Here is a 26,839-nt window from a genome sequence, read left to right as displayed (position 1 = left end):
GATTTCAGTTCGGCCTGCTGCCCGCCGCGCATCCATGCGCGGCGGAAGCAGACACTCTTTTCATCGTCACACCGCTTTACGGAGACATCCATGAACGCCGCAGTTCCCCAGACCACCCTCGCCCTGCCCACCGCCAAGCTGCTGATCGACGGCGCGTTCGTCGAATCGCAAAGCGCCGAATGGGGCGACATCGTCAACCCGGCGACGCAGGAAGTGATCGGCCGCGTGCCGTTTGCGACGCTCGACGAGGTCGATGCCGCGATCGCGTCCGCGCAGCGCGCGTTCCAGACGTGGAAGACGACGCCGATCGGCGCGCGGCTGCGCATCATGCTGAAATTCCAGGATCTCGTGCGCCGCAATCTCGAACGGATCGCGCACACGTTGACGGCCGAGCAAGGCAAGACGCTGCCCGACGCGCAGGGCGACATCTTCCGCGGCCTCGAAGTGGTCGAGCACGCGTGCTCGATCGGCACGCTGCAGCAAGGCGAATTCGCGGAGAACGTCGCGGGCGGCGTCGATACCTACACGCTGCGCCAGCCGATCGGCGTGTGCGCGGGCATCACGCCGTTCAACTTCCCCGGCATGATCCCGCTGTGGATGTTCCCGATGGCGATCGTGTGCGGCAACACGTTCGTGCTGAAGCCGTCGGAGCAGGACCCGCTGTCGACGATGCAGCTCGTCGAACTCGCGATCGAGGCCGGCGTGCCGCAAGGCGTACTGAACGTCGTGCACGGCGGCAAGACGGTGGTCGACCGGCTCTGCACGCACCCGGACATCAAGGCGATCTCGTTCGTCGGCTCGACGCGCGTCGGCACGCACGTGTACAACCTCGGCAGCCAGCACGGCAAGCGCGTGCAGTCGATGATGGGCGCGAAGAACCACGCGGTCGTGCTGCCCGATGCGCACCGCGAGCAGTCGATCAACGCGCTCGTCGGCGCGGGCTTCGGCGCGGCCGGCCAGCGCTGCATGGCGACGTCGGTCGTCGTGCTGGTCGGCAAGGCGCGCGACTGGTTGCCTGAACTCGTCGAGAAGGCCAAGGCGCTGAAGATCAACGCGGGCCACGAGCCGGGTACCGATGTCGGCCCGGTCGTATCGAAGGCCGCGCATGCGCGCATCACCGCGCTGATCGACGAAGGCGTGAAAGCCGGCGCGAAGCTCGAACTCGACGGCCGCAACGTGAAGGTGCCCGGCTACGAGCAGGGCAACTTCGTCGGCCCGACGATCTTCTCGGGCGTGACGACCGACATGTCGATCTACACGGAAGAAATCTTCGGGCCGGTGGTGGTCGTGCTCGAAGCCGACACGCTCGATGAAGCGATCGCGCTCGTCAACCGCAACCCGATGGGCAACGGCGTCGGCCTGTTCACGCAGAGCGGCGCGGCCGCACGCAAATTCCAGAGCGAGATCGACATCGGCCAGGTCGGCATCAACATCCCGATCCCGGTGCCGGTGCCCTACTTCAGCTTCACCGGCTCGCGCGGCTCGAAGCTCGGCGATCTCGGCCCGTACGGCAAGCAGGTCGTGCAGTTCTATACGCAGACCAAGACGGTCACCGCGCGCTGGTTCGACGACGACGCGACGGCCGGTGGCGTGAACACGACGATCGCGCTGCGCTGACCCACGGAGCCTGACCATGGAAATTGCATTCATCGGACTCGGCAACATGGGCGGCCCGATGGCCGCCAACCTGCTGAAAGCCGGCCACGCACTGACGGTGTTCGACCTCGACGCGCACGCGGTCGACGTCGCAGTGCGCGCCGGTGCGACGGCCGCCGGCTCGCCGCGCGAAGCGGCCGCGCGCGGCGCCATCGTGATCACGATGCTGCCGGCCGCGCAGCACGTGCGCGCGGTCTATCTCGGTGATGACGGCGTGCTGGCCGGCACACGCGCCGGCGCTGCGCTGATCGACTGCAGCACGATCGATCCGGGCACCGTGCGCGCGGTGGCCGACGCCGCCGCGCAACGCGGCTTCCCGCTCGCCGACGCGCCCGTGTCGGGCGGCACCGGCGGTGCGCAGGCCGGCACGCTGACCTTCATGGTCGGCGCGGACGCCGCGCTGTTCGAGCGCATCCGCCCGGTGCTGCTCGACATGGGCAAGAACGTCGTACAGTGCGGCGGCACGGGCACCGGGCAGATCGCGAAGATCTGCAACAACCTGCTGCTCGGGATCTCGATGATGGGCGTATCGGAAGCGATGGCGCTCGGCGCGGCGCTCGGGATCGATCCGGCCGTGCTGGCCGGCATCATCAATACGTCGACCGGCCGCTGCTGGAGCTCGGACACGTACAACCCGTATCCGGGCGTGAGCGACACCGCGCCGGCCGCGCGCGGCTACGCGGGCGGGTTCGCGGCGAACCTGATGCTGAAGGATCTCGGGCTCGCGACCGAAGCGGCGCGCAGCGCCCACCAGCCGGTGTGGATGGGCGCGCTTGCGCAGCAGCTCTATCAGTCGATGAGCCAGCAGGGGCTCGGCACGCTCGACTTCTCCGCGTGCGTGAAGCTGTACGAGGCGCAGCCGGCGTAACCGCCGCCTGCACCGGACGTGCGTCGACCCGCGATGTGCCTGAACGGCATCGCGGGTCGTTTTGCATGCGGGGGAAGGAAAACGAGCGGCAGAGGCGGTGCGTCAACGCCGCCGGTTGGTCAACCGCGCGGGTTCGACGCCGTCTCGAAGGTCGGATGGCACTCGAACGCGAGTTCCGAGCGAGCGCCGACACGGCTGCCGCTGGTCAGCGATTCCTGCTTCATGCTCGCGCGCATGCCGCGCTGCGTGCAGTAGTTGGTGGCCTCGTCGACGGCCTTCGTATGGGCATCGGCCCACGTCGTCGACACGCCGACCGTGCGCGTCGTCACGGTATACACGTTCGGGTTCGACGTCGCGGTCACGTCGGAAGCGGTCGAACACGCGGCGAGCAAGCATACGGCAGCCGCGACGGTCAACCATCGCAAGGTTCGAAAGGAAACTGGAGTGGACATGAGGGCAGGCGCGCGCCGTTCGACGCGCATTGAGCAACATAGGCGCCATTATGCCCGCTCGATCGCCGGAGATCATGCCCCTTTCGGTGAACACATTGTTTCGAATGGTTAAACGATGATGAAAATGGGGCAATATTTCCGCCCCATTCCGGGCCAGATCGCGCCAACGGGTAGTTTTGCCCGGTCGGCCGGTCGGCCGGTCGCCCGTCGCCCGTCGCCCGTCGCCCGTCGCCCGCCTCCCGCAGCCCGTTGCCTGGCGGCCGATCAGTGCGCGGCTGCCTGCCGGATCCTGGCCGACGCTTCCGCCAGGTTCCGCCACGCCGGCTGCCCCGGCGCGTATCGCGCGCGGATATACGCGGCCAGCTCGGCCATCTGCCGGTCGTCGAATGCGTCGCCGAAGCCCGGCATGTAGCCGAGTTCGCCGGTCGCCGGCTGGTCGATCCCGTGATGCAGCACGCGCAGCAGGTTGTCCGGCGCGGCCTGGCTGACGCTCGTGTTGAGCCCCATCAGCGGGCGCACGCCGAAATGCCCGACGCCGCCCGATTCCGCATGACAGACCGCACACGCGGCGTCGAACGCACGGCGGCCGTTTTCGAGGCCGAGCGTCGCAACGGCTTCCGCGCCGCGCACCTGCCGGGCGGCCGCATCGGCGGCGGCCGCTGCGTCGACGGGCGGCGACAGCGACGCGAGATAGTGCGCGATCGCCTGGACGTCGGCCTCGGGCAGCGACGCGAGCCCCGCGACGACGGGCGCCATCGGCCCGGCTGCGACGCCATGCTGCGCAGAGAAGCCCGTGCGCAGGTAATCGAACAGCGCGCCCTCGGTCCACGGCACCGGCGAAGCCGGCGACCCGACGAGCGGCGGCGCGACCCAACCCTCGGCCTCGCCGCCCGACAGGTACGCCAAACCGCCCTTCTCCGCCCCCAGCGCGTTGCGCGGCGTATGGCACGCGCCGCAATGCCCGGCGCCGTCGACCAGATACTTGCCGCGATTCCACATCGCGGAGCGCGCCGGGTCCGGCGCGAACGGCCGCGCATCGTGAAACAGCCAGTTCCAGCCGGCGACGATGCGCCGCTGGTCGAGCGGGAACGGCAGCTTCGTCTTCGGCGGCACATGTTTCACCGGCGGCTGCGACATCAGGTACGCATAGAGCGCGAGCAGGTCGGGCTCGCTCAGCTTCGCGAACGCCGTGTACGGGAACGCCGGGTACAGGTGCGTGCCGTCGCGCGAGATGCCTTCGCGCATCGCGCGTGCGAACGCCGGATACGACCACGTGCCGATGCCGGTTTCCGGATCGGGCGTGAGGTTCGTCGTGTAGATCCTGCCGAACGGCGTATCGAGCGCGAGCCCGCCCGCGTTGGTCGCGCCGCCGGGCGCCGTGTGGCACACCGCGCAGTCGCCGGCGAGGGCGACCAGGCGGCCGCGCTCGAGCGTCGCCGCGCTCCACATCGCGCCGTCCGCGCCGCCGGGCGCAACGGGTGCGATCGGCGCGAAGCCCGGCAGGATCGCGCAGGCGAGGCCGATCAGCCCGCCGACCACCGCGCCCACGCCGCCGCCGGCCAGCCAGCGGCGCCAGCGCGATGCGCGACGCGGGTCGCTGCGCCCCGCTTCGGCGGAATCGGCCGGCACCGGTTGCGCGAGCGCCGCGCGAATGCGCCCGGCGTCGAACGGCGGTGCGCGAAACCGCACGCCCGTCGCGTCGTACAGGGCGTTCGCGATCGCCGCCGCCGCGGGCGCCGCCGCCTGCTCGATCCGGCGCGCGTCGTGCACCGACAGCTCGCCGTGTGCGCGACGGGCCGTGCCGCCGAGCGCAATCAGTTCATGCGCGATCGCATCCGGCTGCGCCCCCCGGCCGGTTTCGTCGTGCGCGGGCCGCGCGGACAGGCGCGCGCCCATCACGCGCGAAATCGCCGCCTCGATCTGCCATGCGGGCAAGCCCGCCATCGACGCGTCGCCCGGTGCGCCGGCACCCTGCCCGGCCACGACGCGCCGCACCGCGACGTCGCCCGTCGCGCGGTCGACATCGAGATCGACGACCCATGCGGACCAGCGCGCATCGCCGTCGCGCATCGCGTCGGCGGTCGACGGCGGGTTGCGGGAAGACGCTGCGGCACCATCGAAAGCGAAGCCGCGCCCGCTCAGGCGCGCATGGGCAGCCGGGCCGACCGCGGCCGGCGCGCCCCACGCAGCGCGCTCACTGACCATCCGGATAATCTCGCGCGGCCCGGCGTCCCGCGCCGCATCGAGATGCTGCAGGCGCAACGCAACCGGATCGCGCCGCAACGCGCCCGCGAGTTCGTCGACGAAGGATTCGCGCGCGAACACGTGCGCATGCCAGGGAATCGTGTGACCGGATTCGGCGAGTTCGATCGACGTCTGCGCGTGCCGGTAGACGAACGGCTCGGTCGGGCCGGTATCCGCACGTTCTGTCTTCGCACCGTGGGGCGCGGGACGATCGTCCGTGGTCGCCCGCGCGCGATAGCGCCAGGTCGTCATCCGCCCGTCGGACGCAGTCCGCGTTTCGACGTCGAGCGATACCTGCGCGTCCGCATGCGCATCGCCGATCGGCCAGGTGTAGCGCGCGTGGTGCGCACGCAATGCATCGGTGCCGACTTCATCGCGCGGCGCGGGGCCCGCCACGCGCTCCGGTGCAACGGGCAAGCCTGCGTCAGGCTTCATCGCCGCCTCGCAGATAGCGTGCCGCGCGATGCACGGCCCGGATGATCTCCAAGTGCGTGCCGCAGCGGCAAAGATTGAAGCGCAACGCATCGCGGATCGCCGCGTCGTCCGGCGCGGGATGGCGGTCGAGCAGCGCCTTCGTGCTCATGATCATCCCGTTCAGGCAATAGCCGCACTGCGCGGCCTGCTCGTCGATGAACGCGCGCTGGATCGGATGCGGCGCGTCGCGCGACCCGAGCCCTTCCAGCGTCGTGACGTCGCGCCCGCTCGCGGCGGCGGCCGGCACGACGCACGAACGCGTCGCCTGCCCGTCGACCAGCACCGTGCACGCGCCGCACTGCCCGAGCCCGCAGCCGTACTTTGGGCCGTTGAGCGCGCAGTCGTTGCGCAGGACCAGCAGCAGCGGCGCGTCGGGCGCGGCCTCGGCGAAGGTGTGCGGCGTGCCGTTCACGCGAAACGCCAGCGGCCGCGACGGAGAAGCGGGATGGGACATGAATGGATCCGGAATGCGGCGAGCGACCGGCAGCGGGCACTGCCGCCGGCGCGCCTGACATATAACACGCCGAAAACACGCGTACCGACGCAGCGGCGCACGCGACGGCGAAGCGCCGGACGGCGCGGGCACCGCGTACGCGTCAGGCCACGGCCGCGACGCTGTCGCGCGACGGCGAGACGAGCGGCACGTCGAACACGTCGTAACCGAATACCCACGACGGATCCTCGTTCGTGCGCAGCCACGTGTTGTTGTGCGACACGAGCTGCACCTTCGACGCGCGCGCCGCACGATTCGCCTCGTACAACGCGAATGCGCCCGCGTAGTCGCCGACGCCGACTTCATCGAGGCAGCGCGCGAGCATCGCGGCATCCTCGATCGCCATCGCCGCGCCCTGCGCCATGTGCGGCTTCATCGGATGGCACGCGTCGCCGAGCAGCACGAGGCGGCCGCGGCTCCACAACGGCAGCGGATCGCGTTCGAGCAGCGGCCACTTGGTGATCGACGGCGACACGTCGATCAGGTGCTGGATGTCGGCATGGAAACCCGCGAACGCCTCGCGCATTTCATCGCGGCTGCTGTCGACCATCGACACGCCTTCGGGCCATTCGGCCTGCGGCACGCCGGTCACGTAGTAATACTCGTCGCGCTTCTCGGTCACGTAGTAGACCATCATGTGGCGATCCTCCGACCACCACTTCACGCACATGTCGTACGGCTTGTTGCCGAGCAGCGACGCCGGGAACACCGCGCGGTGCGCGACGTAGCCCGTATAGCGCGGCGGTTCCGCGCCGAGCAGGTGCTCGCGGATTCGCGAATTCACGCCGTCCGCGCCGATCACGATGTCGGCCGTCTCGACGCTGCCGTCGGCGAACGTCAGGCGCACCGCGTCGCCGGTGTCCTCCACCGCGGCGAGCCGCTTGCCGAAGCGGATCGTGCCGGGCGTCACCGCCTGCGTCATCAATGCATGGAAATCGCCGCGATGCACGGTCAGGTAGCGCGCGCCGTAGGCCTTGCGCGCGTAGTCGCCGAGCGGGATCTGCGCGAGTACGTCGGCCGTCTGCCAGTCGCGGCTGTACCAGAAATCCGGATGCGAACCCATCGTCTCCAGCGCGTCCTCGCAACCAATGCGCCGCATGATCTTCATCACGTTCGGGCCGAGGTGGATGCCCGCGCCGAGGCGCGAGAACGCCGGCGCCTGCTCGTACAGCGCGACGTCGTAGCCGCCGCGCTGGAGCAGCGCCGCGGCGGCCGTGCCGCCGAGACCGGCGCCGATGATTGCGATACGGGGTGTGCTCATGCGGATCTCCTGATCGTGGGCCCGTCGCCGAATGCGGCACGAGAACGGGCGGATTGAATGGCATTTATGTAGCGTACACACTCAATTTATTCAGAACAAGAGGATTGTTGCCGGCCATGCCGACATTCGGGAAAACACCAACAATTCCTCGAATATACGCACCATAAAGCGGACGCCGCTCGATCGAGATCATTTTGATTCATTGCCATTTTCAAATGTACACACTAGACTTTGCTCGACATCCGGCGATCCCGCGCCAGCGTGCCGCCCCACTCTTACCGACACGGAGCCTCCCCGTCATGAGCAAGACCTACCGCATCGGCCAGATCGTGCCGAGTTCCAACACGACGATGGAAACCGAGATTCCCGCGATGCTGCGGCTGCGCGAAACGATCCGCCCCGAGCGCTTCACGTACCATTCGAGCCGGATGCGGATGAAGAAGGTCGTCAAGGAAGAACTCGCGGCAATGGATGCCGAATCCGACCGCTGCGCGGTGGAACTGAGCGATGCACGCGTCGACGTGCTCGGCTACGCGTGCCTGGTCGCGATCATGGCGATGGGGCACGGCTACCACCGTGTGTCGCAGGCACGCCTGACGAAGCACACGGCGGACAACGGCGCGCAAGCGCCCGTGCTGACGAGCGCAGGCGCGCTCGTCGACGCACTGAAGGTGATCGGCGCGAAGCGGATCGTCGTCGTCGCGCCGTACATGCTGCCGCTGACCGAACTCGTGGTCGACTACATCCGCAACGAAGGCTTCGACGTGCTCGCGTACCGCGCGCTGGAGATCCCCGACAACCTCGACGTCGGCCGCCACGATCCGGCGCGCCTGCCCGACATCGTGAAGACGCTGCCTTACCAGGACGCCGATGCGATCGTGCTGTCCGCCTGCGTGCAGATGCCGTCGCTGCCGGCCGTCGCGAAGGTCGAGGCGATGACGGGCAAGCCCGTGATCACGGCCGCGATCGCGACGACCTACGCGATGCTGCGCGAGCTCGACCTCGAGCCGATCGTGCCCGGCGCCGGCGCGCTGCTGTCCGGCGCGTACTGAGCGCGGCCCTTTCGACGGAGTCCCTTCATGCCCTCGACTTTCCTGTATGGCGCGAACATCCGCGCGAACGGCATTCGCCAGCACTACCTGCGCTACGGCGGCGCGACCGGCGCACGCGCGTCGCGCCCTGCGATCGTGCTGATTCCCGGCATCACGAGCCCCGCGATCACGTGGGGTTTCGTCGGCGAAGTATTCGGCGCGGCGTTCGATACCTACGTGCTCGACGTGCGCGGCCGCGGGCTGTCCGACGCGTCGCCGTCGCTCGACTACAGCCTCGATGCGCAGGCCGACGACATCGCGGCGCTCGTCGCCGCGCTCGGCCTGCCGCGCACCAGCCTCGTCGGCCATTCGATGGGCGCGCGGATCGCCGCGCGCGCCGCTCGCCGCGGCGTCCACGGGCTCGAATCGGTCGTGCTCGTCGATCCGCCCGTGTCGGGCCCGAACCGCCGCGACTATCCGGGCAAGCTGCCGTGGTACATCGACTCGATGGCGCTCGCGCGCGCCGGCACCGACGCCGAAGGCATGCGCGCGTTCTGCCCGACCTGGACGGACGCCGAGCTGCAGTTGCGGGCCGAATGGCTGCATACCTGCGACGAGCGCGCGGTGCGCGCGTCGTACGAAGGCTTTCATGCCGACGATTTCCACGCGGACGCCGCGCAACTGGCCGTGCCGTCGCTGCTGATCACGGCCGAACGCGGCGACGTGGTGCGCGACGACGACGTCGCCGAACTGCAGCGCGCGACACCGTCGATGCGGCACGTGCGCGTGCCCGGCGCCGGCCACATGATTCCGTGGGACAACGCACCGGGCTTCTACGCGGCGTTCGGCGACTTCCTCGGCGCGCCGCTCGCAGCCTGATCGCGCGGCGCCCCGCCCCTTTCCTTCATGCCTTTACCGGAGCCGACGATGCCAGTCAGCGATTCCCAACTGATCGACGCGTGGAAGCAGGTCCTCACGCTGTCGCGCCTCGAACCGGGCCAGACCGTCACGATCCTGACGAGCGCGGCCACCCATCCGCAGACGCTGTCGTGCGCGCTGATCGCGACGCAAGCGATGGGCGCGATCGTCAACCGCCTCGACCTGCCGCCGGTGAACGGCGACAAGGCGTTCAGCCGTGATCCGCTCGCGTATCTCGGCACGACGCCGCTGACCGGCAACAAGGCCGCGATCGCCGCGCTGCGCGAGAGCGACCTCGTGCTCGACCTGATGACGCTGCTGTTCTCGCCCGAGCAGCACGAGATCCTGAAGTCCGGCACGAAAATCCTGCTCGCGGTCGAGCCGCCCGAAGTGCTCGTGCGGATGGTGCCGACGCCGGCCGACCGCACGCGCGTGCTCGCCGCGGCGAAACGGATCGCCGCCGCCCGCGAGATGCGCGTGACCTCCGCGGCCGGCACCGCGCTCGTGTGCCCGCTCGGCGAGTTCCCGCCAACGGCCGAATACGGCTTCGTCGACGCGCCGGGCCGCTGGGATCACTGGCCGAGCGGCTTCGCGCTGACCTACCCGAACGACCGCACCGCGCGCGGCACGATCGTGATCGATCGCGGCGACATCCTGCTGCCGCAGAAGCACTACGTGCGCGAGCCGATCGCGCTGACCGTCGAAGCCGGCTATGCGACGCGCATCGAAGGCGGCGTCGACGCCGATCTGCTGCGCGACTACATGGAGACCTTCGCCGACCCGGAAGGCTATGCGATCTCGCATATCGGCTGGGGCTTGCAGCCGCGCGCGCGCTGGTCGACGCTCGGGCTGTACGACCGCGAGGCGACGATCGGCATGGACGCGCGCGCGTTCGAGGGCAACTTCCTGTTCTCGCTCGGCCCGAACAACGAAGGCGGCGGCAACCGCACGACCACCTGCCACATCGACATTCCGCTGCGCCGCTGCACGGTCGAACTCGACGGCGCAACCGTCGTGCGCGACGGCCGCGTGACCGACCAACCCGCCTGACCGACGAGCGACCGACATCATGAACGACCTTTCCCGCCACGCCGAAGCGAACGTCTACCGCCAGCAGGGTTTCGGCACGCCGCTGCCGCCGCACGGCAACATCGGCCTGCTGATCGTCGATTTCGTGGTCGGCTTCGCCGATCCCGCGACGTTCGGCGGCGGCAACATCGCGCCGGCGATCGCGCGCACGACGCACGCACTCGCGCTGGCGCGCGAACGCGGCTGGCCCGTCGCGCACAGCCGCATCGTGTATGCGGACGACGGCAGCGACGACAACGTGTTCTCGCTGAAGGTGCCCGGCATGGCGACGCTGACCGAGCACCACCCGAACAGCGCGATCGTGCCCGAGCTCACGCCCGCGCCGGGCGAACTCGTCGTGCGCAAGACCGTGCCGTCGGCGTTCTTCGGCACGCATCTGGCACCGTGGCTCGCGCAGCGCGCGGTGCAGACGCTGCTCGTCGCGGGCGCCGTGACGAGCGGCTGCGTGCGCGCGAGCGTGGTCGACGCGATGTCGCACGGGTTCCGCCCGCTCGTGCTGGCCGATTGTGTCGGCGATCGCGCGATCGCGCCGCACGACGCGAACCTGTTCGACATGCAGCAGAAATACGCGGCGGTAATGCCGCTCGACGATGCGATCGCGGCAATCGATGCGGTGCAGGCACGCGCCCGCTGAATCGTCGCGGCGGGCCGGCGGCATGACCGGCCGGCGCCCGCCCGTGCGATTGACGCTGCGCTTTTGGCGGCCTAGATTGGGGACGCGCGCGCTCGCGACGGTCACCGTCATGGCGCTCGACGCACACCGCGAGCAGGACGCCCGGGCCGCCGGCCGCCTCGCCCCGCGTACGCTGCATCCGGCCGCGCGACGCCTCTCCCTCGACAGGACCCTTCATCCGTGAATCGCTCCGACCTGATCGCGCGCGACGGCTGCCTCACCGTGATCCGGCCGCCCGCGCCGCCCGTCAAGCCGGCGCCCGGCCAGCCGGGCAGCCTGTCGTCCTACGTGCCGGCGCTGCCGGAAGTGTTCGTCGCGATCCTCGACGACGGCCGCATCCTCGCGTTCAACGGCCACGTCGATCTCGGCACCGGCATCCGCACGTCGCTCGCGCAGATCGTCGCCGAGGAACTCGATGTGCCGGCCGCGCGCGTGACGATGGTGCTCGGCGACACGGCCGCGACACCGAACCAGGGCCCGACCATCGCGAGCGCGACGATCCAGATTTCCGCGACGCCGCTGCGCTGTGCGGCCGCGCAGGCGCGCCATGCGCTGCTGGCGCTTGCCGCCGAACGGTTCAATGTCGACGCGGCGCAACTGCAGATCGACGACGCGACGATCTCGGCGAACGGGCAAACGGCCACGTTCGCCACGCTCGTCGCCGCACGCCGGATCGCGCTGACGCTGGACCTGAACACCCGCACGAAAGATCCCGCCCTATACCGGATCGTCGGCCGGTCGTCGCCGCGCGTCGACCTGCCCGCGAAGGCAACCGGCCAGCTCACGTTCGTGCACGACATGCGCGTGCCGGGCATGCTGCACGGCCGTGTCGTGCGGCCGCCCTATGCGGGGCATGACAGCGGTTCGTTCGTCGGTGATTCGCTGATCGACGTCGATCGCGCATCGGTGGCCGACGTGCCGGGGCTCGTGGCCGTCGTTGCCATCGGCGATTTCGTCGGCGTGGTGGCCGAGCGCGAGGAACACGCGATCCGCGCGGCGCGCCAGTTGCGCGTGACATGGCGGCCGCTCCCCGCGCTGCCGCCGCTCGACGAACCGGCTGCCGCGATCGCCGCCGCGCCGGCCAAACGCCGCGTGCTGCTCGACGAAGGCGACGTCGATGCGGCGCGCGCGCAGCCCGACACGATCACGCTGTCCCGCACCTATGCGTGGCCGTTCCAGATGCACGGCTCGATCGGCCCGTCATGCGCGCTCGCCGACTATCGCGAACCGGGCAACGGCCGGATCACCGTGTGGTCCGGCACGCAGAATCCCGTGTCGCTGCGCCATGACCTCGCGACGCTCGTTGCGCGCGACGAAGCCGATTTCGACGTGGTGCGGATGGAAGCGGCCGGCTGCTACGGCCGCAACGGCGCGGACGACGTATGCGGCGACGCGCTGCTGCTGTCGCGCGCGGTCGGCCGCCCGGTGCGCGTGCAGCTGTCGCGCGCGGACGAACATCTGTGGGAACCGAAAGGCGCGGGCCAGTCGATGCAGGTGAGCGGCACCGTCACGCGCGACGGCCGCCTGCTCGGCTACGACTTCACGACGCGCTACCCGTCGAACGACGCGCCGCTGCTCGCGGCGCTGCTGACCGGCACGATCGCGCCCGAGCCGCGCGTGTTCGAGATGGGCGACCGCACGGCCGTGTCGCCGTACGCGAGCCCGCATCGCCGCTTCGTCTGCGAGGATCTCGCGCCGCTGGTGCGCGCATCGTGGCTGCGCGGCGTGTCGGCGCTGCCGAACTCGTTCGCGCACGATTCGTTCGTCGACGAATGCGCGGCGCTGACCGGCGTCGACCCGCTCGCGTTCCGACTGCGCCACCTGCGGGACACGCGCGCGACCGAACTGCTGCAGGCCGTGGCCGACCGCGCGGGCTGGACGCCGCACGTGCCAGGCGCGCCGCACGATCCCGCTACGTCGCGGCTCGTGCGCGGCCGCGGGATCGCCTACGCGCGCTACGTGCACAGCCGCTTCCCCGGCTTCGGCGCGGCGTGGTCGGCATGGATCGTCGACCTGAGCGTCGATCGCGTGTCGGGCGAGATCCGCATCGAACGCGTCACGGTCGGCCAGGACACGGGCACGATGATCAACCCCGATGGCGTGCGCCACCAGATCCACGGCAACGTGATCCAGGTATTGAGCCGCACGCTGAAGGAGCGCGTGCGCTTCGCCGACGGCAAGGTCGCGTCGCGCGAATGGGCGAGCTATCCGATCCTGACCTTCGCGGAGGTGCCGGATGTCGACGTCGTGCTGATGCCGAGACAAGGCGAGCCGCCGCTCGGCGCGGGAGAATCGGCGTCGGTGCCGGGCCCGGCCGCCGTCGCGAACGCGTTGTTCGATGCAACCGGTGTGCGGTTCTACGCGCCGCCGTTTACGCCGGAGACGGTCCGGGCGGCGTTACGCGACGCAGGCCGGTTGATGAAGGCCGATGGCGGTGGCGTACAGGTGGCAACCGGCACGGCTTAGAAGCCGCGGGCTGCGTCGCGGGGGCCGGGCGGAGCGGCTCCCCCTCCCCGCGAGCGACGCGCATCACGCGTCGCCTTCCTCTTCCATCATCTTGCGCAGCAGGAACTGCAGCGCGACCCGCTCGCCCGGATTGAGCGCGCCATACGTGCGCTCCGTCACCTGCCGCGCGAACGGCACCGTGCGGTCGATCAGCGCGAGGCCGGTCGCGGTTGCACGCACGATCAGCTTGCGGCCGTCGTTCGGATCAGGCAGCACCTCGATCAGCGCGCGCGCCTTCAGCCGGTCGACCACGCCGCGAATCGTCGCCTGGTCGATCGCGGTCGCCTTGACGATGTCGTTCAGCGAGCACCCCTGGCGCTCCTTGACCGCACACAGCGTGACGAACTGCGCGGCCGTGAGATCCGAATCGGGGATCGCCTCCTGGAAGATCGACACGTGCCGCTGATACGCGCGGCGCAGCAGGTGCCCGACCTGGTCGTGAAAGTCGTAGGAATCCTTGGAAGACGCCATGAAAGTGCAGGCCCGCGCCACGTGTAATGGAAAGGCAAGCAGTGTACACCCTCAATTCGACCCGGCCCTCAGCCGGGTTGCCGCTTCATTGCGGTGCATCAGGATTCGCGGCCGCCGGCGCGCAGCGCGCCTGACGATCGCCCGACGGCTGCGCATTGCCGGCCGCGAATGCCGCCGAGACGGCGAGCCATGCGCGTTCGACCTGCTGCCGCGCACGTGCTTGCGCACATCGGCGGACTTTCGTGCACACACTTTACTTTTAAGCGCATACGCACGAATTTTGTGCATGCGACCTCGTCTCGCCGCCCGCTTTCAACGTGCATACGAATCCATCAAAAACCTCGTTAAACACGTGGTGTTTCTCACGAAATCGCTTTCCGTCACACGACCGGAATCGTGCCTGTTCGATTCGGTATTTTCTAGTGTGTACGCTATTTAATTGCCGTGATATACAGACTCCAGTGCGCAGCGGAACGCCCGCTCGCGTCGATCGGCCACCCATTCATCCGTCACATTCGAACAGGGGCAATCCCATGTCTACCGCACACCCGAGCGCCGCCGTTTCCCCCGACGACGCGCTGCACGGCAATCTCTATCGCAAGGTCACGCTGCGCCTGATTACCCTCTTCTGCCTGTGCTACTTCGCGGCCTATCTCGACCGCATCAACATCGGGCTCGCGAAACTCCAGATGCTCGACGCGCTGAAGTTCAGCGATACCGTGTACGGGCTCGGCGCCGGCCTGTTCTTCGCCGGCTACATCCTGTTCGAAGTCCCGAGCAACCTGGTGCTGCAACGCGTCGGCGCAAAGCTGTGGATCGCGCGGATCATGATCACGTGGGGCCTGCTGTCGGGTGCGACGATGTTCGTGCACACGCCGATGCAGTTCTATATCGTGCGCTTCCTGCTCGGCGCGGCCGAGGCCGGCTTCCTGCCCGGCGTGCTGCTGTACCTGACGCAGTGGTATCCCGATGCACGCCGCGCGCGCATCGTCGCGCTGTTCATGGTCGGGCTGCCGCTGTCGAGCATGATCGGCAGCCCGATCTCCGGGTGGATCATGCGCGCGTTCGACGGCACGCAGGGGCTCGGCGGCTGGCAGTGGCTGTTCCTGCTCGAAGCGCTGCCGTCGGTGCTGCTCGGCTTCGCGGTGCTGCGCTGGCTGCCCAACAGCATCGAATCCGCGCAGTGGTTGAACGCCGACGAGAAGCATGCATTGCGTGCGAACCTCGATGCCGATCCGTCCGGCAACAAGAGCCATGCACTCGGCAAGGCGTTCTCCGATCCGAAGGTGTGGGCGCTCGGCCTGATCGACCTCTGCGTGCTGCTCGGCCTCTACGCGGTGAGCTTCTGGCTGCCGACGATCCTGCGCGACACCGGCGTGAAGGATGCGTATCACATCGGCTGGCTGATGGTGATCCCGAATGCCGCGGCCGTGCTCGCCACGCTTTACTGCGGCGCCAGTTCCGACCGCGCGCGCGAACGCCGCTGGCATATCGTCGTGCCGTTCGTGGTGTCGGCCGTCGCGCTGGCGATCGCGGCATCGTCGTCGCACGGCACGTTCGGCACGGTCCTGCTGTTCTCGCTGATCAATGCGGGCGCGGCCGCCGCCATGCCGGTCGTCTGGGCCCTGCCTTCGACGTTCCTGAAGGGCTCGGCCGCCGCCGGCGGGATCGCGTTCGCGTGCTCGATCGCCAACCTCGGCGGGTTCGGCAGCACGTACTTCATCGGCTGGCTGCGCGACACGTTCCATTCGCAAAGCGCGGGGCTGTACGGTTTCGCCGCGTGCATGCTGGTCGGCTGCGCACTCGCGCTCGCGTATCCGGCCCGGCTCGTGAACCGCTGACACAGCGCGCCGCCTGCGCGACGCTGCCTTTTTACAACCGCGCCGGTCGCGCGGCCCGCCCCAACGCTCCCCGTGTCATCCCGCGCACGCCGCCAGCCCGGCGCGTGCGCACTTCGCGCCCCCGCGCGGCCGTCGTTCGCCGGCTTTTTCTCCGCGCAGGCACATCGCTTGCGTCATCTCCGCGCCCGCCATCCGGCGGACAGCCATCTTCCTTCCAACCGGCGCTGCGCACCGCGCGATCCTTCGCGCGGCGATCCCGCATCGCAAGCAGGTTTCCTGAACGAGAGGACGACATGAAATCAATACGAACGATAGTGGCCCTGTGCTCGGTCATTTCCGTACTCGCAGCGTGCGGCGGCGGCGATGACGCCGGGACCGAACTCGGCATCTCGAAGCCGCAGGCGCGCTTCATCAACGCGGTGCCGGCCGGGCCCAACCTCGACTACTACCTGAACGCGAAGCTCGACCAGGGCAACATCGCGTACAAGGGCGTGACGCGCTATCACGACGTCGACTCGGGCACGCAGAACGCGAGCTACGACCTCTCCGGCACGACGTCGACCATCGCCGCGCAATCGTTCAGCGCGGCAAACGGCCATCACTACACGACGATCGCGCTGCCGAGCACCACGTCGCTGATCTCCGTGATCGACGATCCGTACGCCAAGGGCCTGCTGTCGGACAAGGCGCGCGTGCGCAGCTTCAACGCGTCGCCGAACGCGCAGAACGTCGACGTGTACGTCGTCCCGCCCGGCACCGACATCACGACGCAAAGCCCGACGCTCGCGGGCGCGGCCTACCAGAACGCGGTGCCGGCATCGACGCAGGATTCGATCTACCTGAACGGCGGCAGCTACCAGGTGATCGTCACGACGACCGGCAGCAAGACGCCGATCCTCAAGACCGCGCCGGTCACCATCAACAACAACGCCGACTGGCTGCTGTTGACGATCCCGTCGGGCGGAGTCGGCGACGTGACGCCGAACGATATCCACGTGCTGGTTGCGCAGGGCAATGACGCCGATACGTCCGCGCAGGAACTCGGTCCGCAATAAGGACCGCCGATGATGGCGGCGGGCGGCGCGATCGTGCCGCCCGCCGCATCTTCCCGTCACGCGGTCAGTTGTTCCGCTCCAGGACGATCACATGCTCGGCGCGCGTGCGGTCGCCGTGCTCGACGTCGACATCGCCGATATGGCGGACGCGCCAGCCCGGCCGCGTCGCGATCTGGGGCATGTTGCCGGACGGTCGGCTCTCGATCCCGCCGAGCCCTTCGTCGGGCGTCTCGACCGCTTCGTCGAGCGACGCGTTCGAATAAATCACGTTGTCGTGCCACTTCGACGCGCCCGCGGCGGCTTCCATGCCCTTGCCGTCGACGTCGACCGTGTTGTCGGTCATCGCCATGTTCGCGTTGTCGAGCGTCGGGATCCGGGCGGCCGCTCGCCGCACGGGATCGCCGCTGTCGGGCGCCTGCGTGCCGCGCTCGATCGGCGGCAGGCCGGTCGGCATCTTCCCGGCAATCTTCTCCGGTGTCAGCGGATGCTGCGCGACCTGCGCCGCCTGGGTCGCCGCGTCGGGCATGTCGCCGGCCGCCGGCGTCTTCACCGGGCTCTTCTCGATCTGTTCCCGCTGCTTTTCAGGGGTCGGGTTCGATTCCGCGTTCTGCATTGCACCTCCTTGTCCGGCCCGCGCGCGTCGGCATCAGGGCTGCCGCCGACGGCCCGGGAATCGCTACAACGGTCCTTGCAAATCTTTCATGTGCGCGGCTGCGCACGCACGTCTCCGGGCGCACGTGCCGGACCGGCACGGCACCCTTCGTACGGACGGCGCACCCGCGCGCAGCCGGCGCGACGTCCGCTCCGCGCGTCAGCCGCCGCTCGCGCCGCCCGGCGCGGAAGCCGCACCCGGCAAGCTCGCGCCGCTGTCGCCGCTGCTGCCGGCCGCGCCGCTGCTCGGCGTACCCGACGGTGCGGTGGACGGGGCGGCCGACATGCCGCCCGTTGCGCTCGAGTCCGAGCTTGCGCCGCCGTTGTCGCTCTTCTTCTGGCAGCCCGCACCTGCCGCCAGGCCCGCAATCAGGAGGCCGGCGAAGACGGCTCGCGATACGTGACGAAGTGAATATCGCTGCATGACACCTCCGCTGATGTCGATGTGGATGGAGCCCGCAGGCGCGCAATTCGCGTGCCTTGTCCAGCCACCGCGGCTGGCCGCTTCCATTCATTTCTCAAATGACGGCCAACCGAATATTTAATTTCCCATCGCGTTGCCGGCCTCCCATACTCGCGAACACATACGAGACATAACGTCCACGGCGGCCGGGCCGGCGCAGCGTTCCCACGTTGCCGGTTTCGCGCCCCGCACATGGAAGGAGACAACGGCGTGCAACTGGAAGCCACCCACCGCCCGGGCATCGTGCCCGGCGCGGACGACGCATCGCATCGAACCGGTTCGGCGGCGCGCGACCCCGTGCTGAGCCCGCGGCTGCACAACCCCGACCTCGCGCCGACCAAGGCCGAGGGCCGGACGTGGGGCCGCTACAGCATCTTTGCGCTGTGGACCAACGACGTGCACAACATCGCGAACTACTCGTTCGCGATCGGGCTGTTCGCGCTCGGCCTGTCGGGCTGGCAGATGCTCGCATCGCTCGCGATCGGCGCGGTGCTCGTGTACTGCTTCATGAACCTCACCGGCTACATGGGCCAGAAGACCGGCGTGCCGTTCCCGGTGATCAGCCGGATGAGCTTCGGCATCTACGGCGCGCTGCTGCCCGCGATGATCCGCGCGGTGATCGCGATCGCATGGTTCGGAATCCAGACCTATCTCGCGTCGGTCGTGCTGCGCGTGCTGCTCACCGCGATCTGGCCGGGCCTCGCCGCATTCGACCAGAACGCGATCTTCGGGCTGTCGACGCTCGGCTGGGTCACGTTCGTCGCGATCTGGCTCGTGCAGATCGGCATCCTCACGTACGGGATGGAAATGGTGCGCAAGTACGAGGGGCTCGCCGGCCCGGTGATCCTCGTCACGACGCTGTCGCTCGCCGCATGGATGTTCAGCCGCACCGGCGGCCATCTCGCGATGTCGATCGGCAAGCCGCTGACCGGCTTCAGGATGTGGACGGAGATCTTCGCGGGCGGCTCGCTGTGGCTCGCGATCTACGGCACGCTGGTGCTCAACTTCTGCGATTTCGCGCGCTCGTCGCCGAGCGCGAAGACGGTGCGCGTGGGCAACTTCTGGGGCCTGCCGGTCAACATCCTCGTGTTCGCGACGATCAGCTTCGTGCTCGCCGGCGCGCAGTTCAAGCTGAACGGCCACATCATCCACAGCCCGACGGAAATCATCGCGACGGTGCCGAACAAGCTGTTCCTCGTGCTCGGCTGCCTCGCGTTCCTGATCGTGACGGTCGCGGTGAACATCATGGCGAACTTCGTCGCACCGGCGTTCGTGCTGACGAGCCTCGCGCCGCACCGCCTGTCGTTCCGCCGCGCGGGCCTGATCAGCGCGACGGTCGCCGTGCTGATCCTGCCGTGGAACCTGTACAACAGCCCGATCGTGATCGTCTACTTCCTGTCCGGCCTCGGCGCGCTGCTCGGCCCGCTGTACGGGATCATCACCGTCGACTACTGGCTCGTGCGCAAGCAGCGCGTGAACGTGCCCGACCTCTATACCGAAGCGCCGACCGGTGCCTATTTCTACACGCGCGGCGTGAACCGCAAGGCGCTCGCGGCGCTCGTGCCGTCCGCGCTGATCTCGATCACGCTCGCCGTCGTGCCGGCCTTCAGCGCGATGACGCCGTTCTCGTGGCTGCTCGGCGCGGCCATCGCGGGCAGCGTGTATTGGCTGCTGGCCGATCGCAACCGGCATTACGAGGAGCGTTCGGGCGAACCCATCGCGGTCGCCTGCGCCCGACACTGAAACACCTGCATACGGAGTCGCAATGAGGATCCTGGTAGTCAACGTCAACACGACCGAGTCGATCACCGACGCGATCGCCGCGCAGGCGCAGGCCTCCGCATCGCCGGGTACGGAGATCGTCGGGCTGACGCCGCGCTTCGGCGCGGAGTCGATCGAAGGCAACTTCGAGAGCTACCTCGCGGCGATCGCCGTGATGGATCGCGTGATGCACTACGACGAGCCGTACGACGCGGTGATCCAGGCCGGCTACGGCGAACACGGCCGCGAAGGCCTGCAGGAACTGCTGACGGTGCCCGTCGTCGACATCACCGAAGCAGCCGCGAGCGTCGCGATGCTGCTCGGCCACCGCTACTCGGTCGTCACGACGCTCGACCGCACGGTGCCGCTGATCGAGGATCGCCTGAAGCTCGCCGGGCTCGACGCGCGCTGCGCGTCGGTGCGCGCCAGCGGCCTCGCGGTGCTCGAACTCGAGGAGAATCCGGCCCGTGCGATCGAGTCGATCGTCGGCCAGGCGCAGCGCGCGGTGAAGGACGATCACGCGGAAGTGATCTGCCTCGGCTGCGGCGGGATGGCCGGCCTCGACCGGCAGATCGAGGAATGCACGGGCGTGCCGGTCGTCGACGGCGTATCGGCGGCCGTCGCGCTCGCCGAGTCGCTGGTGCGCCTGAAGCTGAAGACGTCGAAAGTCCGCACGTACGCGCCGCCGCGCCCGAAGCGGATCGTCGGCTGGCCGGGCACCTTCGCGCAATGACGCGGCGCCGGCCCGCTGCTGCGTCGCACTCGGGCATCGGGTCGCCGGGAGGCGGATCGGCATGCGGGCCCCACTAGACCCGAACGCCCTGCCCGGCGACGCGCCTGACGCCGCGGTCTCGCTCGACGTGCTCGATGCGCGGCTGATGCGCATCCTGCTCGTGCTGCTGACCGAGCGCACCGTGTCGCGTGCGGCCGTGCGCCTGAACATGTCGCAGCCGGCCACCAGCGCCGCGCTCAAGCGCCTGCGCACGCTGCTCGGCGATCCGCTGCTGGTGCGCAGCCGCTACGGGATGGTGCCGACCGAGTTCGGCGCGCGGCTGATCGAGCCGCTGCGCAACGCGCTGCGCGTGATCGACTTCATCCGCATCCAGCAGCCGAGGTTCGACGCGCGCACGTCGGTGCGCACCTACCGGATCGGCTGCCCCGACTACCTGAACGTGCTGTTCGTGCCGAAGCTCGTCGCGCTGTTCCGCGAACGCGCACCGGACGCGCAACTCGTGTTTCACCCGCTCGGCGACGGCTTCGACGACGAGCGCGCACTGGCCGACGGCGAACTCGACGTCGTGATCGACAATCGCCCCGCACGCTCGTCGCGGTTCCGGCAGGACGATCTGTTCGACGATCGCGTCGTGTGCCTGATGCGTGCGACGCATCCGCTCGCGCGGCGCGGCACGATGACGGCGGCCGAATTTGCCGAAGCGCCGCAGCTGTGCCCGACACCGTCGTGGCTCGAGGCGTCCGGCGCGATCGACAGGCAGCTCGAACGCGTGGGCCTGCAGCGGCGGATCGTCGTCACGCTGCCGCATTTCGAACTCGCCGCGCATGCACTCGTGCGCACCGACATGCTGCTGACCACCACGTACCGGCTCGCGCGGCACTACGCGAAGCTGCTGCCGCTCGCCGCCGTCGCGCTGCCGGCCGAACCGCCGGACATCGTGTACAGGATGACCTGGAACGAATCGGGCGAGTGCGTCGAGGGCGTGCGCTGGTTGCGCGGGCTGATCGCGGAAGCTACGCGTGCGTGGCTTGATGCCGACGCGATGCAGCCGGCGGTGGCGGCGGTTGCGGCACTGGCGGCCGGTGCGGTCGTGGACGTGGACGTGGACGCGCGGAACAGCACGCCGGCCGCGGCCGATACACCCGAACACGCGCGACGCACGCGCCGCAGGCAGGCAACGCATTGCCACGCGTCGCATCCTCGGCGTGTCGCCCATGCGGCACGCATCCACCGCCTCTCGACGAAGTCGCATTGATCGCGCGTGATCGACAGGCGCGACGACCAGCCGATACGCATTTCAATCTCCGTCGACCCGCCGCACGGCCCGACAACCGATCAATCGGTTGAGATCCGGGGCTGAGGCCGGCCCAAGCACCCCGCGCCGTCTGCACAGGAACCCTGCCTCGATCAGCCCGAACACGGGCAGCAGAATCTCGAACGTCGATGACATCCGGAATACGCCGCGTGAAACCGGAACGCGCGAGCTTGATGGTTCCACCGGGTCGCGCTCAATACGCGGCGCGGGCCGCCCCGTGCGTCACGCGCCGTCGCGCATCGGTTGCTCAAGCAACTTGTAGGCAACGACGGCCGCGCCCAGCGCAAGCACGCCGCTCACCGTCAGCGCATCGGCGAACCCGCTCGCGAACGCGACGGGCGCCGCCTGCGCAAGCGCACCGGCGGCCGACGGCGGCACACGCTCGAGCGCCCGCGCCAGGTCGCCGGCCAGCAGACTCGACATGAACTGTGCGTCGGCGAATGCGCTCAGGCCGGGCGCGGCGGACAGCAGCCGGTCGAGCCGCGCCTGCGTGCTCGCCGCCAGCACAGCGCCGAGCACGCCGACGGCCGTCACGATCGCCGAGAAACGCGTCGTCGTGCTGATGCCCGATGCCATGCCGGTGCGGTTCGGCGGCACGCACGCCATGATCGCCTTCTGCGTGTCGCCGTTCATGATGCCCGCGCCGCAACCCGTCACGAACATGCCGAGCGCGACGAGCCGGTAGTCGCCGCTGGCCGTCAGCGCCGCGGTCGCAAGGTTGCCCGCGCCGATCAGCGCGAGCCCGCCCGCCAGCACGCCGCCGGACGACACGCGCGCGGCCAGCGCCGCGCCGAGCGACGGCCCCGCGATCATCGCGAACGCGAACGGCAGCATCCCGAGCCCCGCGTCGATCGCCGGCATCCCGAACGCGTTCTGCAGGTACAGCGGCAAGAACGTCATCATCACCTGCGCGCACGCCGCATAGCCGAACATCGCAAGCACGGCGCCGACGAAGCGCGGCTGGCGGAACAGCGCGAGATCGATCATCGGCCGCGCCTGCCAGCGCTCCGCGCCGATGAACGCCGCAAACAGCGCGGCGGCCAGCGCGAGCCGGCCGAGCGTCGCCACCGACCACCAGCCGTGCGACGGCGCGCCGATCAGCGCCGCGATCGCGCACGCGAGCGCCGCGCCGAACAGCAGGCTGCCGGCCGCGTCCACGCGCTTCGCGTGCGGATCGCGCGACTCGTCGATCGCAACGTGCGCACCGGCCGCGAGCAGCAGGCACACGGGCAGGTTCAGCAGGAACACCCAGCGCCAGCCGATCCATTGCGTGATTGCGCCGCCGACGAGCGGCGCGATGGCCGTCGCGATCCCCATGCACATGCCCCAGATCGCCCATGCGCGCGCCCGTTCGCGCCCGTCCGGAAAGCGGTTCGCGATCACGGCGAGCGCGGCCGTCAGCAGCAGCGCGGCGCCACCGCCCTTCACCGCCCGCGCGGCGATCAGCCAGCCGGCCGTCGGCGCGACGCCGCAGCCGAGCGATGCAAGAAAGAACAGCGCGAGCCCCGTGAAGAGCATCCGCTTGCGCCCGAAGCGGTCGGCGAGCCCGCCGGCCGGCAGCAGGCATGCGGCGAACGCGGTCATGTAGGCGCTCACGACCCATTCGATATCGGCGAAGCTCGCGTGGAAACTGCGCGCGATGCTCGGCAGAGACACGGCGACGACGTTGGTATCGAGCACGATCAGCGAGCAGGTGGCGGACGCGACGGCGAGCGTCGCGGCGGCGGGCAGGCGGGCGCCCTTGGGCGGAGCGGCAGCCGCGCCTGCGCGCGACGCCAGGGAAGGCTGGGACATTGGCTACTCCGGAACAGGAAGAACGAGCCGTATGCTAGGCTCGGCCCGTATTGCCTGTCATTGACACACCGATGCTGTTTTATTGACAAAAATTGCAATCATGGACCGACTCGAATTCCGCCACGTGCGCGCGTTCCTGAGCGTCGCGCAGCACCTGCACTTCGCCCGCGCGGCCGAAGCGCTCGACATGGCGCCGCCCGCGCTCACGCGGCAGATCCAGGAGGCCGAGCGCGTGCTCGGCGTGCGCCTCTTTCACCGGTCGCGCCGCGCCGTCACGTTGAGCGCGGCCGGCGAGGCCTACCTCGCCGAGGCACGCGCCGCGGTCGAGCATCTGCAGCGCGGCCGCGAACTCGCTGCGCTGGCCGAGCGCGGCGAACTCGGCCGGATCGAGATCGGCTACGTGTCGTCGGCCGTCTATTCGGGCACGCTGCAGCGCACCGTCGGCGCGTTTCGTGACGCGCACCCGCGCATCGAGCTGAACCTGCGCGAAGTGCCGATGGACGACGTCGCGAACCAGCTCGACACCGGCCGGATCGACCTCGCGTACGTGCGTCCGCCGCTGCCGCTGCCCGGCGGCCTGCGGGTCGTCACACTGCAGCGCGACGTGTTCGTCGCGGCCGTGCCGGCCGGGTCGCGCTACGCATCGATGGCCGCCATTCGCGCAGCCGACCTCGCCGACGCGCGCTTCGCGGTGCCCGAACAGGAGCGCGGCACGCTCGAAGTCGCGCGCCGCGGCCGCTTCGCACCACTGATCGCCGCCCGCCCGGGCGGCCTGCTCGCTGTGCTCGCATGCGTGTCCGTGAATGGCTGGGTTGCGGTGATTCCCGATGCGCTCGCGGGCTGCGTGTCGCTGCCGGGCGTCGTGTACCGGCCGATCGTCGGCAAGCCGATCACGTCGGAACTGGCGCTCGCGCACCGGCGCTTCGAAAAGGCGCCGGCGGTACGCGCGTTCCTGCGGACGGTTCCGTCCGCCGCGTAAGCCCCGCCTGAAGCCCGCGTGCGGCGATCGTTGCCATGCCGGCCGTCGCCGCACGAATATGCATTGCACGATTCGATGTTTGTCGGCCGGAAACCGATTCCGTAACCTGCCCGGCAGCCGCGCCGCCTGCGCGCGGATCACCGAGGACACCCCGCCGATGAATCCCACCTCCGCCCCGCCGCGCCGCCGCGTGCTGCAGCGGCTTGCCGCCCTCGCCGCCGCACCGCTCGCCGGCGGCCTCGCACGGCCCGCCCACGCGGCCGGCGCCGACCTGTCGGGTGTGACGCTCGTGCTCGGCGACCAGGCCGGCGGCCTGCGCGCGCTCGCGGAAGCCGCGCACGTGCTCGACGGCACGCCTTACCGGTTTCGCTGGGCCAACTTCCAGGGCGCGGCGCCGCTGTTCGAGGCGCAGCGCGCGGGCGCGATCGATCTCGCGCCGGCCGGCGACCTGCCCGTGCTGACGGCCGCACTCGGCGACCCGTCGTTGCGGATCGTCGCGACGCGCGTCGGCTCGCCGGCGTCGCTCGGCATCGTCGTACAGCCCGATTCGCCGGTCCGCACGGTCGCCGACCTGAAAGGGCAAACCGTCGTCGTGTCGTCCGCGCGCGGCAGCATCTCGCAGTACCAGTTGTACGGTGCGCTGCGCGAACACGGCCTCGCGCCGCGTGATGTCGACGTGCGCTTCGTGCTGCCCGTCGATGCGTTCGCTGCATTCGAGGCGAAGCGGATCGGCATCTGGGCGACGTTCGACCCGTACTACGGGCACGCGGTACGGCGCGGCGCGCGCATCGTCCGCGACGGCAGCGGCATCAATTCCGGGCTGGCATTCCTGACGTCGCCGATCGAAACCCTCGACGATCGCGCGAAGCGCGCGGCGCTCGCCGACGTGCTGGAGCGGCTCGCCCGCGCGGGCCAATGGGCGCTCGCGCATCCGGCCGACTATGCGAGCGTCTATGCGTCGCTCACGCGCCTGCCGCCCGACGCGGCCACCGACATCGCACGCCGGGCCGCGCTTGCGCAGCGCAGCCTCAGCGGCGCGGACATCGACGTGCTGCAGCGTGTCGCCGACCGCGCGGCGGCCGACGCGATCCTGCCGAGGCGCGTCGATGTCGCATCGATCGCGATCCGCAACGTATCGGCCTGAACGATGACGCGCCTGGCTGCGATCGGCATGGCCGTGCCATATCGAGGTCGGGCACGTCGTCACCGTACGTCGACGCGACGAGCGTGCGCATCGCGGCGACCAGCAGCGTCGGGCCGGACGGGTTGAACGTGCGGCGCTTGCCCGTGGCCGGCACGGCCCGGTGCAGCACCGCCCGCCATGCGCCGCGCCGCCCGTCGCGCCCGCCCCCGGCAAACGGCAAGCGCTCGACGATCGGGCCCCCGTCCGCCCACGACGTCGACGGCGCGAACGGCGCCGGCACACCGGCCGCCGCGCGAATCGACGTACATCCGGAAGCATCGGCGCGCGGGGCGTCGTGGCCTTCCGCGACCGCGACCCAGAAATCCAGCGGCGCGCCTGTCAGATCCTCGACTTGCATGCCTCTCTCCATCACCGTCGTCGTGGAATCGACATGCCGACCGTTGCGCATGCATCCGCTGCGGTCTCCGATGGCGCCGCCCCGCGCTGCCCTATCGCTGAAATCCCTGCCCCGAGCAAACCCGCGCACGCTGTCACCGCCACGTCATTCGTGCGTACAATGATCTGTACCGCTTGCCGCCGCGGTTCGCGGCGAACGGACGAGGACATTACAAACAGAAAACACACAAGAATTGCGCCGATCCGGACCCGTTTCCGCAAGGTCGGCGACAACCGGACCAGACAATGCGGCGCAGACCGGATTTCACGGGGGGACATATGTCCAGGCACACCCGAAAACCACTGGTATCGCTCGTCGTACCCTTTCACGACGAGGCGGAAGCGATCGAAGCATTCTTCGCGACCACCCTTCCCATCCTGGAATCCATCGACGCCACGCGCTTCGAAATCGTTTGCGTGAACGACGGCAGCCGCGACGACACGCTCGGCAGGCTGATCGACGTCGCCGCCGGCGACCCGCGCGTGCGCATCGTCGATCTCACCCGCCGCTTCGGCAAGGAAGCCGCGCTCAC

General features: G+C 69.6%; 23 protein-coding genes and 2 pseudogenes. 16 read left to right on the top strand and 9 right to left on the bottom strand.

Annotation, left to right across the window (positions count from 1 at the left end; all coding sequences use genetic code 11):
* Positions 1-90 precede the first annotated feature (90 nt).
* The gene (locus FFS49_RS26080; protein ID WP_039357325.1) at positions 91-1,617 is read left to right on the top strand and encodes a CoA-acylating methylmalonate-semialdehyde dehydrogenase; all 1,527 of its coding nucleotides are present in this window, start codon (positions 91-93) and stop codon (positions 1,615-1,617) included.
* Between the two features lie 16 nt (positions 1,618-1,633).
* Entirely contained in the window at positions 1,634-2,524 is an 891-nt protein-coding gene (mmsB, locus tag FFS49_RS26075; RefSeq protein WP_039357328.1) for a 3-hydroxyisobutyrate dehydrogenase, read from the top strand.
* 119 nt (positions 2,525-2,643) lie between these two features.
* Here the strand turns inward: mmsB and FFS49_RS26070 are convergent, their stop codons facing one another.
* The 4 genes from FFS49_RS26070 to FFS49_RS26055 all read right to left on the bottom strand — a co-directional run bounded on the left by FFS49_RS26070 (position 2,644) and on the right by FFS49_RS26055 (position 7,448).
* Positions 2,644-2,976, bottom strand: coding sequence for a hypothetical protein (locus tag FFS49_RS26070; RefSeq protein ID WP_039357398.1), 333 nt, complete (start codon positions 2,974-2,976; stop codon positions 2,644-2,646).
* 264 nt (positions 2,977-3,240) lie between these two features.
* Positions 3,241-5,655, bottom strand: a complete 2,415-nt coding sequence (locus tag FFS49_RS26065) for a c-type cytochrome (protein ID WP_105816123.1) — start codon at positions 5,653-5,655, stop codon at positions 3,241-3,243.
* Positions 5,645-6,148 (bottom strand): (2Fe-2S)-binding protein, encoded by a 504-nt coding sequence (locus FFS49_RS26060; protein WP_039370125.1) that lies wholly within the window; start codon positions 6,146-6,148, stop codon positions 5,645-5,647. Before FFS49_RS26060 ends, FFS49_RS26065 begins: the two co-directional genes overlap by 11 nt.
* A 142-nt stretch (positions 6,149-6,290) precedes the next feature.
* The gene (locus FFS49_RS26055) at positions 6,291-7,448 is read right to left on the bottom strand and encodes an FAD-dependent monooxygenase (RefSeq protein WP_105816124.1); all 1,158 of its coding nucleotides are present in this window, start codon (positions 7,446-7,448) and stop codon (positions 6,291-6,293) included.
* Positions 7,449-7,747: 299 nt separating this feature from the next.
* Between FFS49_RS26055 and FFS49_RS26050 the strand changes: the two genes are divergently transcribed.
* From FFS49_RS26050 to FFS49_RS26030, 5 genes are all read left to right on the top strand, one after another.
* Positions 7,748-8,500, top strand: coding sequence for an Asp/Glu racemase (locus FFS49_RS26050; protein WP_039370131.1), 753 nt, complete (start codon positions 7,748-7,750; stop codon positions 8,498-8,500).
* 27 nt (positions 8,501-8,527) lie between these two features.
* The gene (locus tag FFS49_RS26045) at positions 8,528-9,358 is read left to right on the top strand and encodes an alpha/beta fold hydrolase (protein ID WP_105816125.1); all 831 of its coding nucleotides are present in this window, start codon (positions 8,528-8,530) and stop codon (positions 9,356-9,358) included.
* A 48-nt stretch (positions 9,359-9,406) separates the two neighbouring features.
* Positions 9,407-10,447 (top strand): 2,5-dihydroxypyridine 5,6-dioxygenase, encoded by a 1,041-nt coding sequence (locus FFS49_RS26040; RefSeq protein ID WP_039370136.1) that lies wholly within the window; start codon positions 9,407-9,409, stop codon positions 10,445-10,447.
* A gap of 19 nt (positions 10,448-10,466) precedes the next feature.
* A complete protein-coding gene (locus tag FFS49_RS26035) occupies positions 10,467-11,120 on the top strand; it encodes an isochorismatase family protein (protein ID WP_105816126.1) in 654 nt (217 codons plus the stop codon).
* Positions 11,121-11,339: 219 nt separating this feature from the next.
* Positions 11,340-13,625: a molybdopterin cofactor-binding domain-containing protein gene (locus FFS49_RS26030; RefSeq protein ID WP_137909916.1), complete on the top strand. Its 2,286-nt coding sequence runs from the start codon at positions 11,340-11,342 to the stop codon at positions 13,623-13,625.
* 63 nt (positions 13,626-13,688) lie between these two features.
* On the opposite strand, the gene FFS49_RS26025 is transcribed toward FFS49_RS26030, so the two are convergent.
* Positions 13,689-14,135, bottom strand: a complete 447-nt coding sequence (locus FFS49_RS26025; protein WP_039370146.1) for a MarR family winged helix-turn-helix transcriptional regulator — start codon at positions 14,133-14,135, stop codon at positions 13,689-13,691.
* A gap of 533 nt (positions 14,136-14,668) precedes the next feature.
* Between FFS49_RS26025 and FFS49_RS26020 the strand changes: the two genes are divergently transcribed.
* Both FFS49_RS26020 and FFS49_RS26010 read left to right on the top strand, forming a co-directional pair.
* Entirely contained in the window at positions 14,669-15,976 is a 1,308-nt protein-coding gene (locus tag FFS49_RS26020) for an MFS transporter (RefSeq protein ID WP_105816129.1), read from the top strand.
* Between the two features lie 293 nt (positions 15,977-16,269).
* Positions 16,270-17,031, top strand: coding sequence for a DUF4397 domain-containing protein (locus FFS49_RS26010; protein ID WP_105816130.1), 762 nt, complete (start codon positions 16,270-16,272; stop codon positions 17,029-17,031).
* A gap of 64 nt (positions 17,032-17,095) precedes the next feature.
* Here the strand turns inward: FFS49_RS26010 and FFS49_RS26005 are convergent, their stop codons facing one another.
* On the bottom strand, positions 17,096-17,644 hold the full coding sequence (locus FFS49_RS26005; RefSeq protein WP_039370157.1) for a DUF3005 domain-containing protein: 549 nt from the start codon (positions 17,642-17,644) through the stop codon (positions 17,096-17,098).
* A gap of 88 nt (positions 17,645-17,732) precedes the next feature.
* Between FFS49_RS26005 and FFS49_RS26000 the strand changes: the two genes are divergently transcribed.
* From FFS49_RS26000 to FFS49_RS25980, 4 genes are all read left to right on the top strand, one after another.
* Positions 17,733-18,086 carry a hypothetical protein gene (locus tag FFS49_RS26000; protein ID WP_076841375.1) on the top strand — a complete coding sequence of 118 codons (354 nt, stop codon included), beginning with the start codon at positions 17,733-17,735 and terminating at the stop codon, positions 18,084-18,086.
* 251 nt (positions 18,087-18,337) lie between these two features.
* Positions 18,338-19,888, top strand: a complete 1,551-nt coding sequence (locus FFS49_RS25990) for an NCS1 family nucleobase:cation symporter-1 (RefSeq protein ID WP_105816131.1) — start codon at positions 18,338-18,340, stop codon at positions 19,886-19,888.
* A 22-nt stretch (positions 19,889-19,910) separates the two neighbouring features.
* The gene (locus tag FFS49_RS25985) at positions 19,911-20,639 is read left to right on the top strand and encodes an aspartate/glutamate racemase family protein (protein ID WP_039370162.1); all 729 of its coding nucleotides are present in this window, start codon (positions 19,911-19,913) and stop codon (positions 20,637-20,639) included.
* Between the two features lie 61 nt (positions 20,640-20,700).
* Complete coding sequence (locus FFS49_RS25980) at positions 20,701-21,894, top strand: LysR family transcriptional regulator (protein ID WP_105816132.1); 1,194 nt, start codon at positions 20,701-20,703, stop codon at positions 21,892-21,894.
* A gap of 78 nt (positions 21,895-21,972) precedes the next feature.
* On the opposite strand, the pseudogene FFS49_RS42685 reads toward FFS49_RS25980, so the two are convergent.
* Positions 21,973-22,137 (bottom strand): annotated as a pseudogene (locus FFS49_RS42685) (AEC family transporter); the annotation flags it as partial.
* 39 nt (positions 22,138-22,176) lie between these two features.
* Entirely contained in the window at positions 22,177-23,748 is a 1,572-nt protein-coding gene (locus tag FFS49_RS25970; protein WP_105816133.1) for an MFS transporter, read from the bottom strand.
* A 100-nt stretch (positions 23,749-23,848) separates the two neighbouring features.
* Here FFS49_RS25970 and FFS49_RS25965 point away from each other — a divergent pair, with 100 nt between their 5' ends.
* Complete coding sequence (locus FFS49_RS25965) at positions 23,849-24,727, top strand: LysR family transcriptional regulator (RefSeq protein ID WP_105816134.1); 879 nt, start codon at positions 23,849-23,851, stop codon at positions 24,725-24,727.
* A gap of 157 nt (positions 24,728-24,884) precedes the next feature.
* Positions 24,885-25,871 carry an ABC transporter substrate-binding protein gene (locus FFS49_RS25960; protein WP_137951025.1) on the top strand — a complete coding sequence of 329 codons (987 nt, stop codon included), beginning with the start codon at positions 24,885-24,887 and terminating at the stop codon, positions 25,869-25,871.
* Positions 25,872-25,899: 28 nt separating this feature from the next.
* On the opposite strand, the pseudogene FFS49_RS25955 reads toward FFS49_RS25960, so the two are convergent.
* Positions 25,900-26,268, bottom strand: a pseudogene (locus FFS49_RS25955) (phage protein NinX family protein); the annotation flags it as partial.
* Positions 26,269-26,585: 317 nt separating this feature from the next.
* Between FFS49_RS25955 and FFS49_RS25945 the strand changes: the two are divergent.
* Positions 26,586-26,839: glycosyltransferase (locus tag FFS49_RS25945; protein WP_137951024.1), on the top strand; the 254-nt coding region annotated here is incomplete at its 3' end.

The sequence above is a fragment of the Burkholderia sp. 4NA327C6 genome (assembly GCF_005502655.1).
GTDB lineage: Bacteria > Pseudomonadota > Gammaproteobacteria > Burkholderiales > Burkholderiaceae > Burkholderia > Burkholderia contaminans.
This window is presented reverse-complemented; position numbering and strand designations above follow the sequence as displayed.

What these genes read in the sequence shown, in the direction of transcription:
- FFS49_RS26025 (WP_039370146.1), bottom strand. Translation starts at nt 14,135, where the DNA reads ATGGCGTCTTCCAAGGATTCCTACGACTTTCACGACCAGGTCGGGCAC.
- FFS49_RS26000 (WP_076841375.1), top strand. Translation starts at nt 17,733, where the DNA reads ATGTGCGCGGCTGCGCACGCACGTCTCCGGGCGCACGTGCCGGACCGG.
- FFS49_RS25970 (WP_105816133.1), bottom strand. Translation starts at nt 23,748, where the DNA reads ATGTCCCAGCCTTCCCTGGCGTCGCGCGCAGGCGCGGCTGCCGCTCCG.
- FFS49_RS26045 (WP_105816125.1), top strand. Translation starts at nt 8,528, where the DNA reads ATGCCCTCGACTTTCCTGTATGGCGCGAACATCCGCGCGAACGGCATT.
- FFS49_RS25965 (WP_105816134.1), top strand. Translation starts at nt 23,849, where the DNA reads ATGGACCGACTCGAATTCCGCCACGTGCGCGCGTTCCTGAGCGTCGCG.
- FFS49_RS26020 (WP_105816129.1), top strand. Translation starts at nt 14,669, where the DNA reads ATGTCTACCGCACACCCGAGCGCCGCCGTTTCCCCCGACGACGCGCTG.
- FFS49_RS26070 (WP_039357398.1), bottom strand. Translation starts at nt 2,976, where the DNA reads ATGTCCACTCCAGTTTCCTTTCGAACCTTGCGATGGTTGACCGTCGCG.
- FFS49_RS26080 (WP_039357325.1), top strand. Translation starts at nt 91, where the DNA reads ATGAACGCCGCAGTTCCCCAGACCACCCTCGCCCTGCCCACCGCCAAG.
- FFS49_RS25980 (WP_105816132.1), top strand. Translation starts at nt 20,701, where the DNA reads ATGCGGGCCCCACTAGACCCGAACGCCCTGCCCGGCGACGCGCCTGAC.
- FFS49_RS25985 (WP_039370162.1), top strand. Translation starts at nt 19,911, where the DNA reads ATGAGGATCCTGGTAGTCAACGTCAACACGACCGAGTCGATCACCGAC.
- FFS49_RS26005 (WP_039370157.1), bottom strand. Translation starts at nt 17,644, where the DNA reads ATGCAGAACGCGGAATCGAACCCGACCCCTGAAAAGCAGCGGGAACAG.
- FFS49_RS25960 (WP_137951025.1), top strand. Translation starts at nt 24,885, where the DNA reads ATGAATCCCACCTCCGCCCCGCCGCGCCGCCGCGTGCTGCAGCGGCTT.
- FFS49_RS26060 (WP_039370125.1), bottom strand. Translation starts at nt 6,148, where the DNA reads ATGTCCCATCCCGCTTCTCCGTCGCGGCCGCTGGCGTTTCGCGTGAAC.
- FFS49_RS26040 (WP_039370136.1), top strand. Translation starts at nt 9,407, where the DNA reads ATGCCAGTCAGCGATTCCCAACTGATCGACGCGTGGAAGCAGGTCCTC.
- mmsB (WP_039357328.1), top strand. Translation starts at nt 1,634, where the DNA reads ATGGAAATTGCATTCATCGGACTCGGCAACATGGGCGGCCCGATGGCC.
- FFS49_RS26010 (WP_105816130.1), top strand. Translation starts at nt 16,270, where the DNA reads ATGAAATCAATACGAACGATAGTGGCCCTGTGCTCGGTCATTTCCGTA.
- FFS49_RS26065 (WP_105816123.1), bottom strand. Translation starts at nt 5,655, where the DNA reads ATGAAGCCTGACGCAGGCTTGCCCGTTGCACCGGAGCGCGTGGCGGGC.
- FFS49_RS26055 (WP_105816124.1), bottom strand. Translation starts at nt 7,448, where the DNA reads ATGAGCACACCCCGTATCGCAATCATCGGCGCCGGTCTCGGCGGCACG.
- FFS49_RS25990 (WP_105816131.1), top strand. Translation starts at nt 18,338, where the DNA reads ATGGAAGGAGACAACGGCGTGCAACTGGAAGCCACCCACCGCCCGGGC.
- FFS49_RS26035 (WP_105816126.1), top strand. Translation starts at nt 10,467, where the DNA reads ATGAACGACCTTTCCCGCCACGCCGAAGCGAACGTCTACCGCCAGCAG.
- FFS49_RS26050 (WP_039370131.1), top strand. Translation starts at nt 7,748, where the DNA reads ATGAGCAAGACCTACCGCATCGGCCAGATCGTGCCGAGTTCCAACACG.